Source organism: Tetragenococcus solitarius NBRC 100494, assembly GCF_001544195.1.
In the GTDB taxonomy this organism is placed as follows: domain Bacteria; phylum Bacillota; class Bacilli; order Lactobacillales; family Enterococcaceae; genus Tetragenococcus; species Tetragenococcus solitarius.
Genome location: NZ_BCPY01000006.1, coordinates 1 through 13218, shown reverse-complemented (window position 1 = coordinate 13218; position 13218 = coordinate 1). Strand labels below are relative to the sequence as shown.

The following is a 13218-nucleotide window of genomic DNA, read 5'->3' as shown; positions in this document are numbered from 1 at the left end:
AGTAATGGCGACAAAGCATGATTTGATTTTGTCACATATTGAAGGATTACAAGTAGGTGAGCGGATTTCAGTTCGCGGTATTGCGAAAACGTTGGATGTCAGCGAAGGAACAGCTTACCGAGCCATCAAAGATGCTGAAAATGCTGGTCTTGTTTCCACGATTCAACGTGTCGGCACCATACGAATTGAACGCAAATTAAAAAAAAATATTGAAAAACTTACTTTTGGTGAAGTGGTTCAAATCATCGAAGGCGATGTTTTAGGCGGCGCTGATGGTTTGGAAAAAGATTTAAATAAATTTGTCATCGGGGCCATGACAGAAGAAGCGATGCAGCGTTATATCACACCGGAATCTTTAATGATTGTAGGAAACCGTTTGGATGCACAAAAATTGGCCTTACAAGGCGGGGCTGCAGTGTTAATTACCGGTGGATTTGATACATCACAAGAAATTCGCCAGTTAGCCGATCAATTGGAATTACCTATTTTACGGACAACTTACGACACATTTACAGTAGCCAGTATGATCAATCGTGCGATGAGTGATCAGCTGATAAAAAAAGATATCTTGTTAGTCAGTGATATTTATATGCCCCTTGAAAAAACGCGGTATTTAACCACGACAGATACGATTAAAGATTATCAGGAACTTTCTGATGCGAGTCAACATTCACGCTATCCTGTGGTGAATAAAAACAGAAGAGTTGTAGGGATTGTAACGGCTAAAGATGTACTAGGCAAATCTGAGACTCAACTGATTGAACGAGTCATGACCAAAGACCCGCGACGGGTAAAAAAAGAAATGAGTGTGGCTTCAGTGAGCCACCAGATGATTTGGGACGGTCTGGAAGTCATGCCAGTCGTAGCCGATGATCTTTCTTTATTAGGTATCGTTACACGACAAGACGTGATGAAGGCTATGCAGCTAGTTCAACGACAACCACAATTATCAGATACCATCTCTGATCAGATTACTGGTGAGATCCAATTGATTGAACAAGATGTAGAAGAAAATAAATATGCTACTCCGCAATTTACTTTCGGAGTTACACCGCAAATGGTCGATGAGCTAGGAACGATTTCCTTTGGCGTATTAAACGAAGTCATAGCCAACGTAACGAAACGTGTAATGGTGGCAAATAATCGTCGGAACGCTTGGATTGAACAAGTGAACTTACATTATTTCCACTTAATCCAGCTAGAAAGCCAGTTAAAGATTCAGCCTCAAATATTAGAATTAGGCAGACGTTCGGCTAAGTTAGATATTAATATTTTTATTGAAAACTCACTGGTTGCTAAGGCGATCGTGGTTTGCCAAGTCATGGAACGTCGTCCATAATGAGTAGAAAAGAGGAGCAAAATGAGCGTACAAGAAGATATTTTAGCCCAAATAAAGGCCTATGGAACAATTATTATTCACCGTCACCAACGACCAGACCCTGATGCTATAGGCTCACAAGTAGGCTTGGCCGAACTTTTACGGGCTAGTTTTCCCAGCAAGCAGATTTACCAAGTTGGCGGACCGACAGAAGGATTAGATTATTTAGCCGAAATGCAAAAAATCGATGAAGCCACTTATCAAGAGGCTTTAGTCATTGTGACTGATACAGCGAATGCGCCGCGAATTAGCGATGATCGTTATAATTTAGGCGCTAAGTTGATTAAAATCGATCATCATCCTAATGATGAGCCTTATGGCGATTTCATATGGGTACAAGATGAAGCTTCTAGTTGTAGTGAAATTATTGCAGATTTTTGGCAATTATTCCCAGATGAATTACGGATGACAAAAGAAGCGGCACGTTTGTTGTATGCCGGTATTGTCGGTGATACTGGTCGCTTTTTATATCCATCTACTTCCTCCCATACTTTACGTATCGCTGCTGATTTAATCGATTATGGTTTTGACTATGCTGGTTTAAATCGTCAAATCGAACAAATTTCGAAAAATGTAGCTCGCTTGTCTGGTTATGTTTATCAAAACTTGCAAGTCGATGAATCTGGCGCTGCACGAGTGACCTTTGATAATGAAATGTTAGCAGAATTTGGTGTTTCTGATGCGCAAACTTCGGGCGTCGTTCCATTACCAGGGACGATTGAAGGCGTGCTAGCGTGGGCCATTTTTGTTCAACAGCCTGAAGGTTACTATCGTGTACGTATGCGTTCTAAAGGTCCAGCGATTAATGAAATTGCCAAACGCTATCATGGCGGAGGACACGCACTAGCCAGTGGAGCAAATGTAAAAGACTTAGATCAAGCACAAGAGCTTTATGATGAAGTCAAAGAGTTATGTAAAAACTATACGCGATGAGAAATAAAAGAAAAATCTCTGTGGGACCACTTATTCATGGCCACAGGGATTTTTTGACTGAGTGTTAAAGACAAATAGAACAAATAAACTCTAGAAGTAGAGAAAACTAGAGGAAGTTTAGCCGATGAACTCTAGAAATAGGAATTCTAGCGGAAACAAATCGAACTGCACTCTAAAAAAACAGAAAATCAAACATAAGAATAAAAAACAGCTGAATACTTCAATACTCAGCTGTTCTTGTTATAAATCTGCCAATCTTATATTAATTTTCTCTAAATCAAAAGGGGCAAATTCTTCTTCACCTCTAGAATCTTCTAAGGGTGCGTCTTGCCTTCCAGTTAGACAGATAGGCAGTTGATCAGCAGTGATATTCGATAATTTTCCTGAGGCATTGGATAGTTCATCAAAGGAAACATCGGTCTCGAATTTAATTTTATGCTCCCAATAATCTCCAAAATCGTAAATATAGTTGATAGTTTGAGTATTAGAAAAAATTTCACCGATGGTTATAGAAGCGGCGTCTTCAGAAATAGGTCCCCAAAAATCGTCCATCGTGTTTTCTTCAGGAGCATAATAATGACCGTCAGCTATAAATTGATATAAATGTTCATTTTCCCATTCAAAGCACTTTTGGATAATTTCATGTAAATCAGTTAGCGTTGAATCTGGGAAAACGAGCACGCGCCGCCAAATGGGTGGCTTAAAACCTTTTAAGTCAATTCGTAACTGTATAGCATAGGAGCGCCTATTTTGCGGTCGTCCTGTAGGAAAATGCAGGATTTTGTTGTCATCTTTTGTTTTTAGGTTTGGTTGGAACTGTTTTCCTAAATTTTTAAAAAGCTGTTCAAGCTCATTTGGCATAGAATCCAGTATAGTTTCGTCAATTTCATCGAGTTGTTGCTGCTTTTCTTTTGACCAATATTGATCGTTACTCATTTTTTCAATAAAAGTATGTTTGTTTTTTTGGAAAAACAACAGTATATTTTTATAATCTTTGGTTGTTAGATAGCTTTTTTTGTAAAGATATTGATAAAAATCCAGCAATACTTCATGAATAGCGAGAACTTCATCGGGAAAAATCACTGCTTCTTTGGGCAAATAGGTTAAATAATAGTGTTCAAGTCTGTTTAATTTAGAGAAATTTTCTATTTTTTCCATTTGATCTGTCAGAAAAACGATGGATGTAACAAGTTCGCCTGGATCGTCAATCACTTCAACGTAGTTGGAGAAAACAGGACTTTCATTTTGGAAAAAATCATCAAGTAGCTCATCCATAGAAGTCATTTACACACTTCCTTTCTTTATTAATTTTATTATAACAGATAGCGATTTCAAGTAGTGAGAATTTACAAATAAAAGAAATTTCTTTATAGTTAAAATAGAGTTACCCCTAAATTTAAAAGAGGAGTGATTAATATGGCAGACGACAAAAAAGAGCAAACAAAAGAAGAGGTATATGCCCAACGTCAAAGTGATTATAAGGACGAAAAAGAAAAAGTGTTTAAAGAAGCCCAAAAAGTAGCAGCTGATAATGAAGTAATTGATCCAGAAAAATTAGAAGGTGACAAGGATCTAAAAGAAGATAAAGAATAAGAAAAGCAGGAAGCCCAACAAGCTTCCTGCTTTTCTTATTGAAGCGGTCTATTTTAAGGTAATTCAGCAAAAAAGCGTTCATTTTTTTGAAAAGCAACTAAAAAGTTAATATCAAATTCTTTTAAAAGACCGGCCATTTCAGGAAAAAGGGCTTGGTAATCGTCTGCTTTATGGGCATCTGATCCTAACGTAAAGAATGTTCCTCCCAAGCTTTTATACAGTGGGATAATGTAGCGATACAGATTAGCATTTTGATAATAACCGAAGCTTTTGGCATTGATTTCTAATGCCATTTCTTTTCGGATAACTTTTTTCAGAATCAATTTTAAATCTTTTTCAAAGTGCTCTTCGAGTTCTTGTGAAGTAAAGTCAAGTCGGCGTAAACCGTAGTCAAAATGAGTTAAAATTTGTGCGCCTGTAAAAGTATCCAATACTTTTGCCATTTGGTCAAAATACATTTTAGCAACAGCGTATTTATCTTTAGTTAAAACAACGTCATCCATATAATCAAACTTGCCGTTTTGATGAATACTTAAGAGCTTTAAATCGTAAGGGTGATCGTTAAGATAGTCATGGATTTGTTTTTCTTGGCCGGGAACCACGCCGATTTCAATTCCCTTGAAAAATGTGGTTGGATAATTTCCTTCTAGTTCGCTTAACTTTTGAGCTAATTTGTCATAATCAGGAATGTCATCATGAAATTTGTTTCCTGGATTATGCAAATCAAAGTGGTCCGTAGCTACAAAAAAGGCTGGATTATTTAATAAATAGTTTTCAAAAATCTCTTGGGAATCAAAAGATAAAAAAGTGTGTAGGTGCTGGTCATAATACTTCACGTTGTTTCCTCCTAATACATCAAATGGTTTTATTTAAATACTTCCTACAGAATTATCGTCTACACGATAGTTTGCGCCATTGACAAAATTGGCTTTTTCAGAACATAAGAATGTGATGACATTGGCAACTTCTTCTGGATAACCCCGCCGTGAACTGGTCATAAAAGGTCTTTTTTCTTTTAAGAAAGACTGAATCGCTTCGTCAAAGGAAACATTTAATTCATCGGCCCGATTTTGCATCATTTTATCTGTCATGGGCGTATTGATAAAAGCAGGGGAGACCGCATTAGAAGTGATTCCCTTAGGCCCGAGAGTTTTAGCTAGCCCTTTAGATAAAGCAAGAATTCCGGCTTTGGTTGCACAATAAGGAATTTCATCATCGTAAGGCTGTATCGCATCCTCTGAAGCTAAAAAGAGGACGCGCCCCCATTCTTTTTGGCGTAAATCACTAAGAAACTCTTTGGTGGTATTGACCGAACCAAAGAAATTAATGTCGAAAACTTCATGCCAGTCATCTAGTGAAATTTCGGAAAAATCGCCTTGAGCACCAGTAATCCCGGCACAATTAATGATAATACCGACCGTCTGTTGTCGAGTTTTTAAATCATGATGCAGATTTTCAAGTTCTTCTGGATTTTTAACATCTCCTGTGGCAGTTTCAACCAATTGTGAGTCTGTAAAATCAGTAATATCAAATGAATCAAAATTCCTATCGAATAGTACGGTGGTTACTTTTTCCTTATTCAGCGCTTTAGCAGTGGCCAGTCCAATTCCTGAAGCTCCTCCGGTGATTAAAGCTGTTTTTCCTGCTAAATTTAAATCCATATAGTAACACGACTCCTTTCTGTATTAGGCATCATTTAAAATTTCGCTCATGGTTCGATTTGCACCACCAGCGTAGATGGAGCCAAATTTATTTACGTGAACCAACAAAAGATACAGACTGTAAAATTTTAACCGTTTTTCATAACCAGGAGCAAGCGGATAGGCTTTTTGATAAGCGCGATAAAATTCCTCGTTAAATGCATTAAACACCAAACTCATCCCTAAATCAAACTCGCGATCGCCATATAATGCGTCAGGATCAAACAAAGCGGGAGTGCCATCGCGTAGAAACATATGGTTACCGCCCCACAAATCTCCATGCAGTAAAGAGGGCTTACTTTGGTGTTGATTTAACTGTTCATTCATCACTTCTCGAACTTTTTGGTATTGTTCTTCCTCTTTTTTGTGCCATAATTTTTTTCGTAATAATTCGTCTGCTAATACGTCCATCCTTTTTTCGACAAACAATTCACGCCAGCTGTCACACCAATGATTGTCAAAAATTAAATCTGAGCCCGTAGAAGGTTTGTCAAAACCGAATTTACCATTTGGACTATAATGTTGATGCATGTCAGCGACTAGACGGCCTAGATCACTTTGTTGACCGCTGCCTTGTTCTAAAAAGGTCATTAAAAGATAAGCATCTCCACCAATCTGGCCACTAGCAATCACTCGTGGAGCAGTAATACCCGCTTTTTCTAAAGCTTTTAATCCAGCAATTTCTCCTTGGTAAAAATCAGCAGAACGCCCTGGTTGTCTTAATAAAAAATAAGTCTCATCTGTTGTGGTTACTTGATAAGCTTGGTTAACGTCGCCGCCAGCCACGGCAGAAATATTCTGAATGTTTGCGATAGGTAGTTCTTCTGACCATTGTTTACTTAACATTTCATCCACCTCCACTTTTTATTATAACAAGGAGACACAATGGAATGCGAATAAAAACATTATAGCGTTTTGCTTTTAATCAGTGCAAGTTGTGTTATTCTTTTTGTAGGAGGCGAGAAAGATGAATGAATTTTATGAACTCTCAGATGGTTTCAGCATTCCCAAAATAGGATTTGGTACTTATAAACTAAATGGCGTCCATGGGACACGAGTCATTGAACAAGCCTTACAAGTGGGCTACCGTTTGCTTGACACTGCTGTTAATTATGAAAATGAAGGAATTGTTGGCCGTGCAATCAAAAATAGCGGGATTGCTCGGGATCAAATTACTGTTGCATCCAAACTTCCCGGCCGCCATCATTCTTACCAAGAAGCATTTGAAACGATCGAAGAATCAGTCGCACGGTTAAACTTAGATTATATTGACCTCTATTTGATTCACTGGCCTAATCCTAAACAAGGTAAATATGTGGAGGCTTGGCAAGCATTGGTGGACGCTCAAAAGTCAGGACTGGTGCGTTCGATCGGTGTCAGCAATTTCTTACCAGAGCATATTGAACGCATAGAAAAAGAAACGGGTGTCTTGCCTGTCATTAATCAGATTGAGTTGCATCCAGAATTTAATCAACAAGCACAGCGTGAATTTGATGCATCAAAAGGAATTCTTACGCAAGCATGGAGTCCGTTAGGTCGAGCTTCTAAAATCTTGCAGAATAAAACGATTCAAAAAATTGCAGATAAATACAATAAAAGCATTGCACAAATTATTTTGCGTTGGGAAGTACAATTAAATGTTTTACCCATTCCGAAAGCTTCACATTACTTGCGGCAAGTAAATAATTTTGCTATATTTGATTTTGAATTAAGTAATGAAGACATGGCAACAATCAACGCGTTGACAAAGGAAAATGGACGTTTAAACGATCAAGATCCAGCTGAACATGAAGAATTTTAAGCAATATTAAAAGAAAGAGATTCTCTCTTTCTTTTTTTGCTGGAAGACCTCATGATAAATACTTACAATTTTGCCATGCTTTTTTAAAAAATAAAAAATAAAGGAGTAATCATTTGGCAGCAAATCCATTAAAAAAAGAAATTTCTTTTTCAGGCGCTTTATCTACTGTGATGGGTACTGTTATTGGCGCTGGCGTCTTTTTCAAAGCAGCTGCAGTTGTATCCCACACGCAATCTGCAGGATTGACATTGTTTGCCTGGTTATTTGCTGGATTTTTGACGATTTGTGGCGGCTTGACCGTAGCTGAGTTAGCAACAGCTATCCCTAAGACAGGGGGGCCTATCCGCTATATAGAAGTGACTTATGGGAAAATGCCTTCCTTCTTATTAGGATGGGCTCAAACAATCATCTATTTTCCAGCAAATATTGCCGCATTAAGTATTATTTTTGCAACGCAATTTATCCATTTATTTCAGTTGAACAACCAAATGTTAGTTCCACTTGCGATGATTACTGCCGTAAGTGTAACCGGGATTAATTTATTAGGAACAAAGATTGCTGCAAACGTCCAATCTTTTACTCTTTTTATTAAACTATTACCTATTTTAGTCATTGTAGTCGCTGGACTTATTCAGCCAGGACAAGTAGAAGTAGGAGTAGCTGATTTAAGTATTGGTGGTAATAATTCTTGGGCAAGCGGGTTTAGTGCCGCATTATTGGCAACGTTATTTGCTTATGATGGTTGGCTAAATGTAGGCAATATTGCAGGTGAAATGAAGCGGCCGGAAAATGACTTGCCGAAAGCAATTATCTTAGGACTAGGTTCAGTGGCGATTGTTTATTGGATCATCAATTTCGTCTATCTAAAAACCCTGCCAGCCGGACAAATTGCTGGAAACCTCAATTCTTCTTCTGAGGTAGCTAATCAATTATTTGGCGATATCGGCGGCAAAATTGTAACCATTGGCATTTTAGTGTCTGTTTACGGTGCTTTAAATGGTTATACGATGACGGGCATTCGAGTTCCTTTTGCCTTGGCCTTAAAAGACGAATTTCCTTTTAGTAAATATCTTAAAAAGCTTTCTCACAAAACAAAAATTCCGTATATAGCAGCTATTGTTCAATTAGTCATTGCTTGCATTATGATGACTTTAGGGACTTTTGATCTACTGACGGATATGTTGATTTTTGTCATGTGGTCATTTAGCATGTTGCTTTTTGCCGCAGTCTTTATTCTAAGAAAGCGCGCACCGGAAATGCCTCGTCCATATAAAGTTCCCTTATATCCATGGGTGCCACTAATTGCGATGTTAGGCGGCGGTTTTATTTTAGTGATGACTCTAGTCACAACTCCTGGATTAGCTCTTACGGGTATTGGTGTCACCGTTATTGGAGTTCCAGTCTATTACTATATGCAAAAGAAAAAATAAGCTAGGAAAAAGGAGTCTTGCGTTTTATGTCAAAAGAGACGCCACTTACAATCAGTTCTTTGTCACTAGGTTCTGATTGTTCATTTGAACAAAGAGTGAGTGCTGCACAAAGAGCGGGTTATAATGGAATTGGCTTGTCAGCTGAAGCTTATGTTGATGCGCTAGCAGAAGGATTGAGTGATAATGACCTTTTGCAAATATTGAAAAAATATCGGATGAATGTAACTGAGGTAGAATGTATTCAAGAATGGGCAGCCAAAAAACGTTCTTATGAAGAAAAGTTTAAAGAGCAGATCTGTTTTCATATTTGTCACTTGTTTGGCGTTCAACAAGTGAATGTGGCTTTGATGGAAAATGTTTCCTTTAATTTTATGGCCAAGAAATTAGCGCAATTGTGCCAAAGAGCAGGTGAACTTCTGGTTGCTGTAGAACCTATGCCCTATAGTGGGATTCCTGATTTTGCTGCAGCTAAAAAGCTGATTCAACAAACTCAAGCACAAAATGTGGGCATTTTGTTAGATGCTTGGCATTGGCACCGAGCTAGCCCAACTTTTTTCGAGCTCACAGCAGAAGAGGCACAATATATCGTTTCGATACAGCTAAATGATGCTTATAAACGGCCATATGCTTCTGCCGTTTTACGCGATGAAGCGATGCACGACCGGCTAGCGCCTGGCGATGGTGCAATTGATTTAGCTGCTTTTATCGCAATGGTCAAAAAAGCGGGCGTAAAACCTTCCATTATCGGAATAGAAGTCGTTAACGATAAACTATTAAGCAAAGGAATCGAAACGACGGCTAAGTATACCTACGAAAAGACTATAGACCTGCTAAAAAAATACTGGCCAGAAATAATTTAAAAAAATAGCAAGTGCAAACCAACCTTTTTGCACTTGCTATTTTTTATCTGATGATTTTTGTCATTTTAACTCAAAATGAATAACGTTTACCACTCATTCCATTATTCAATTTTGAAATAACGAAGAAAAAACCAGAAGAATATTTCTCAATAAAAGCTGCCATCAATCAAAAATAGTAAACGAGATCTTCCGAATTTAGTTATTGCCTTGGGCAAATTTTGTTGCTTGCGTACCTGCTTGTCGCCCAAAAATAACGATATCTGCTACAGCATTGCCCCCGATACGGTTGTTGCCATGTAAACCACCTGTCAACTCGCCAGCGGCATAGAGACCTGGGATTGCTTGGTTATCTTTATCAAGTACTTCTGTGTTTGTATTAATTTTGACGCCGCCCATGGTATGATGAATGCCCGGAGCGATTTTGATTGCATAAAAAGGACCCGATGTTAAATCATAATCCATTGCTGTTTCTCGTTCAAAATCTGAATCCTCTTTATTGTCAACAGCTTCATTCCAATTAGCCAAAGTTTCTTTTAACTGTTTTTTAGGGACGTCGATTTCCTGAGCTAAGTCTTCGATTGTATCACCAGACTCAACGACGCCTTGTTCTTTATAAAAATCAACTTGTTTTGCTCGATTAGCTAAAGCATCATCAAATATTAAATAAGCCTCTTCTTCTGGCAAATTAGTAATGGCATCCGATACTTTGTCGCGGGTTTCCATTTCGTTAAAGAACCGTTTACCTTCTTGATTGACTAAAATAGCTCCTTCACCTCGTACGGTTTCACTAATCAGTGTGCCATCTTTTTGGATAACGGTTGGATGAACTTGAATTTGGTCCATATCCACTGTTTGACCGCCTAATTTTTCGATCATTTTAATCCCATCACCTGTGCTGCCTTCAGAGTTGGTACTTACATAACCTTTCAAATCAGGACGGTTTTCTTCGATCATCTGTTCGTTGGCCCCAAAGCCTCCCGTTGTTACCGCCACAGCATCTGCGTCAATGGTTTGCTTGTTGCCATCCATATCAATTTCCACACCATTTACTTGGCCGTCTTCTTCATTGATTTTGGTTACATCTGTATTAACGAAAATGGGAATATCATTTTCATGAACATTACGCAATAATCCTTCAACTAAATATCCGCCTACAGCTGAACCATCTTCCGGACGGTGAATACGTTTCACACTTGCACCGCCACTGTAGCTGATATTATTCAAAGTGATTCCCATATTATCCAACCAATCAATGGCATCCGCTGAATGGTCGACAAAATAGCGTAGTAGCTTTTTATCGTTTGTGTTTTGTCCGCCTTCTAATGTGTCTTTATAGAAAGTATCATTACTGTCTTCAATGTCATCTTCTTTTTGAAATTTCGTTTCTGAAGCGTTCATACCGCCAGAAGATTTCGTTGTATTCCCGCCTGCGACCGGTAATTTTTCTAAAATCACTGGATTTGCGCCGTCTTCTTTTGCTTGAATAGCCGCAGACATTCCGGCGCCGCCAGCTCCAACGATGACAACATCATACTTGTCTTTTAATTCACTAGGATCAGTATACTCTTCCTGTTTTGAAGCACCTGAAGCGGCATCCGTGGTAGCTTCAGTTGTTTGGCTTGTAGCTTGGGATGATTTTTCCGATTCATCTGGAGTGGTTATTCCACAAGCACCTAAAACAATGGCAGAAGAAAATAGTATCAAACTGCTTACAATCTTTTTCATGGTTCTCCTCCTTTTAATATAATAACCAACAATAAGTATAAAGTATCACAAATAAAAAATATAGATGAAATTGCATTTTTCCTGTTTTTTAGCGCTGTAAAAAATTTATCCATAAAAATAATTTGTTAAAGTAGTGAATTATTGTACAGATTCATGTATAATCAAGACAATTGAGAACGATTCTTAATAAGGGGAGGAGAATCTGGTGGAAATTGATTTTTCTAAAAATTTAGCCAGCTTAGTAAAAGAATATCCTATAACCAAAGAAATTATGTCGGAGTTAGGCTTTTCAGATATTAATAAGCCCGGTATGCTGCAAACTGCAGGGCGGTATATGACCATTCCTAAAGGAGCTAAGATGAAAAAGATTCCCTTAGAAAAAGTGGTGCAAGCATTTGAAGCACACGGTTTTGAAGTAAAAGGAGTCGAATAAAATGGAGCGGACAAAAGAACAACGAAAAAAACGAATTGTGGAAATACTGTCGTTGTTGCATGAAGGAGGAACCTTTGAAGAAGCAAAACGGTTGTTTAATGAAGAATTTGACGGAGTAGATGTTACTGAAATTACTTCAGCTGAAAAATCTCTCATCCAAGGCGGATTAAAAGCTGAGGAAATTCAAAAGCTGTGCAACATTCATGTCTCTGTCTTTAAAGGTTCAATTAATGAGATCCATAAATCAGAAGAAGCATACGGACAAGCAGGACACCCAGTCCATACTTTGCAACTGGAAAACCAAGTATTGCAATCCCTTATTACTGATGAAATTGACGATTTGATGGAAAAAATAAAAAAAGGAGACTGGCAGAAAAAAGATCGGTTAGTTGCAGCCATTGAAGATCTGAAGCAGGTGAATAAACACTATGTACGTAAAGAGACTTTGTTTTTTTCTTATATGGAAAAATATGGGATTACAGCTCCGCCACAAGTAATGTGGGGAGTGGATGATGAGATTCGAAAACAGATAAAAGATTTGCTAGACTATGTTAAAAATCCACGAGCAGCTTTTAATCCGCTTTTGGAAAAATGGGAAGCTGCAAAGCATGAAATAGAGGAAATGATTTTTAAAGAAGAAGAAATCATGATTCCTATGACATTGGATGTCTTTAGTTTAAAGGATTGGGAAAATATTGCCGAAGATAGCTATGATATTGGCTTTGCCTATATTCCTGAGCCTCCTTTCTGGAAAGCAGGACCAAGCGACTTTGCCAAGGAAAAAGAGCAAGAAGAACAAAGACAAATGAACATCCAACAAGCTAAAGAAACCACAGACGGGATTGCAGAAGAACTAGCGAATGCCAAAACACAGCTAGAAAAAGAAGAATACGATTGGCAAAATGTTGAGACAGCAGATACAGTGGTGTTACCTACTGGAATCTTAAAGTTGGATCAGCTATTAGCGATCTTTGACGTGTTGCCCGTTGATTTGACTTTTGTGGATCATACCGATCGCGTTCGTTTTTTCTCAGAAGGAAAGCATCGTATCTTTCCACGTACAAAATCAATTATCGGACGAGAAGTGGTGAACTGTCATCCACCTAAAAGCATGCATATGGTCGAAAAAATATTAGCAGATTTTCATTCCGGAGCCAATGACACAGCGGATTTTTGGATTGATATCAATGAACGCAAGATTTATATCCGATACTTTGCCTTAAAAAATCAAGAAAATCAGTATCTTGGCTGCTTAGAAGTCACGCAAGATATTACAGATATTCAAAAAATCAGTGGACAAAATCGTTTATTAGAAGGCTTCACTAAAGACTAAAAGAAAAAGTACGTATGAGTTTTGATGGGCAC

13 protein-coding genes are annotated in these 13218 nt (G+C 38.1%); 8 read left to right on the top strand and 5 right to left on the bottom strand.

Going from position 1 to position 13218, the window contains the following annotated elements; genetic code table 11:
• Positions 1–4: 4 nt before the first annotated feature.
• On the top strand, positions 5–1339 hold the full coding sequence (locus tag TS1_RS03180) for a DRTGG domain-containing protein (protein WP_068707759.1): 1335 nt from the start codon (positions 5–7) through the stop codon (positions 1337–1339).
• Positions 1340–1360: 21 nt separating this feature from the next.
• Positions 1361–2311 (top strand): DHH family phosphoesterase, encoded by a 951-nt coding sequence (locus TS1_RS03175; protein WP_068707757.1) that lies wholly within the window; start codon positions 1361–1363, stop codon positions 2309–2311.
• A gap of 240 nt (positions 2312–2551) precedes the next feature.
• Here TS1_RS03175 and TS1_RS03170 read toward each other — a convergent pair whose 3' ends face one another.
• Positions 2552–3595: a plasmid pRiA4b ORF-3 family protein gene (locus TS1_RS03170; RefSeq protein ID WP_068707755.1), complete on the bottom strand. Its 1044-nt coding sequence runs from the start codon at positions 3593–3595 to the stop codon at positions 2552–2554.
• Between the two features lie 132 nt (positions 3596–3727).
• On the opposite strand from TS1_RS03170, the gene TS1_RS12580 reads away from it, so the two are divergent.
• Entirely contained in the window at positions 3728–3904 is a 177-nt protein-coding gene (locus TS1_RS12580) for a hypothetical protein (protein WP_169792356.1), read from the top strand.
• Positions 3905–3957: 53 nt separating this feature from the next.
• On the opposite strand, the gene TS1_RS03165 is transcribed toward TS1_RS12580, so the two are convergent.
• The 3 genes from TS1_RS03165 to TS1_RS03155 are packed head-to-tail and all read right to left on the bottom strand — an operon-like array spanning position 3958 to position 6450.
• Positions 3958–4740, bottom strand: coding sequence for a PHP domain-containing protein (locus tag TS1_RS03165; RefSeq protein WP_068707753.1), 783 nt, complete (start codon positions 4738–4740; stop codon positions 3958–3960).
• A gap of 33 nt (positions 4741–4773) precedes the next feature.
• Positions 4774–5565, bottom strand: a complete 792-nt coding sequence (locus tag TS1_RS03160) for an SDR family NAD(P)-dependent oxidoreductase (RefSeq protein ID WP_068707751.1) — start codon at positions 5563–5565, stop codon at positions 4774–4776.
• Positions 5566–5589: 24 nt separating this feature from the next.
• Positions 5590–6450, bottom strand: a complete 861-nt coding sequence (locus TS1_RS03155; RefSeq protein ID WP_068707749.1) for a fructosamine kinase family protein — start codon at positions 6448–6450, stop codon at positions 5590–5592.
• A gap of 121 nt (positions 6451–6571) precedes the next feature.
• Here TS1_RS03155 and TS1_RS03150 point away from each other — a divergent pair, with 121 nt between their 5' ends.
• The 3 genes from TS1_RS03150 to TS1_RS03140 all read left to right on the top strand — a co-directional run bounded on the left by TS1_RS03150 (position 6572) and on the right by TS1_RS03140 (position 9695).
• Positions 6572–7405, top strand: coding sequence for an aldo/keto reductase (locus tag TS1_RS03150; protein ID WP_068707747.1), 834 nt, complete (start codon positions 6572–6574; stop codon positions 7403–7405).
• 113 nt (positions 7406–7518) lie between these two features.
• Positions 7519–8835, top strand: a complete 1317-nt coding sequence (locus TS1_RS03145) for an APC family permease (RefSeq protein ID WP_083498234.1) — start codon at positions 7519–7521, stop codon at positions 8833–8835.
• Positions 8836–8861: 26 nt separating this feature from the next.
• Positions 8862–9695 carry a sugar phosphate isomerase/epimerase family protein gene (locus TS1_RS03140; RefSeq protein ID WP_068707745.1) on the top strand — a complete coding sequence of 278 codons (834 nt, stop codon included), beginning with the start codon at positions 8862–8864 and terminating at the stop codon, positions 9693–9695.
• 195 nt (positions 9696–9890) lie between these two features.
• Here TS1_RS03140 and TS1_RS03135 read toward each other — a convergent pair whose 3' ends face one another.
• Positions 9891–11420 carry a flavocytochrome c gene (locus TS1_RS03135; protein ID WP_068707743.1) on the bottom strand — a complete coding sequence of 510 codons (1530 nt, stop codon included), beginning with the start codon at positions 11418–11420 and terminating at the stop codon, positions 9891–9893.
• 202 nt (positions 11421–11622) lie between these two features.
• Here TS1_RS03135 and TS1_RS03130 point away from each other — a divergent pair, with 202 nt between their 5' ends.
• Positions 11623–11853, top strand: coding sequence for a DUF1858 domain-containing protein (locus TS1_RS03130; protein WP_068707742.1), 231 nt, complete (start codon positions 11623–11625; stop codon positions 11851–11853).
• A 1-nt stretch (position 11854) separates the two neighbouring features.
• The gene (locus tag TS1_RS03125) at positions 11855–13186 is read left to right on the top strand and encodes a DUF438 domain-containing protein (RefSeq protein ID WP_068707740.1); all 1332 of its coding nucleotides are present in this window, start codon (positions 11855–11857) and stop codon (positions 13184–13186) included.
• The last annotated feature ends 32 nt before the right edge of the window (positions 13187–13218 follow it).

Bases quoted from the DNA above. Each gene is read 5' to 3' on its own strand.
- TS1_RS03175 (WP_068707757.1), top strand. From the start codon at position 1,361: ATGAGCGTACAAGAAGATATTTTAGCCCAAATAAAGGCCTATGGAACA.
- TS1_RS03135 (WP_068707743.1), bottom strand. From the start codon at position 11,420: ATGAAAAAGATTGTAAGCAGTTTGATACTATTTTCTTCTGCCATTGTT.
- TS1_RS03150 (WP_068707747.1), top strand. From the start codon at position 6,572: ATGAATGAATTTTATGAACTCTCAGATGGTTTCAGCATTCCCAAAATA.
- TS1_RS03125 (WP_068707740.1), top strand. From the start codon at position 11,855: ATGGAGCGGACAAAAGAACAACGAAAAAAACGAATTGTGGAAATACTG.
- TS1_RS03160 (WP_068707751.1), bottom strand. From the start codon at position 5,565: ATGGATTTAAATTTAGCAGGAAAAACAGCTTTAATCACCGGAGGAGCT.
- TS1_RS03155 (WP_068707749.1), bottom strand. From the start codon at position 6,450: ATGTTAAGTAAACAATGGTCAGAAGAACTACCTATCGCAAACATTCAG.
- TS1_RS03170 (WP_068707755.1), bottom strand. From the start codon at position 3,595: ATGACTTCTATGGATGAGCTACTTGATGATTTTTTCCAAAATGAAAGT.
- TS1_RS12580 (WP_169792356.1), top strand. From the start codon at position 3,728: ATGGCAGACGACAAAAAAGAGCAAACAAAAGAAGAGGTATATGCCCAA.
- TS1_RS03140 (WP_068707745.1), top strand. From the start codon at position 8,862: ATGTCAAAAGAGACGCCACTTACAATCAGTTCTTTGTCACTAGGTTCT.
- TS1_RS03180 (WP_068707759.1), top strand. From the start codon at position 5: ATGGCGACAAAGCATGATTTGATTTTGTCACATATTGAAGGATTACAA.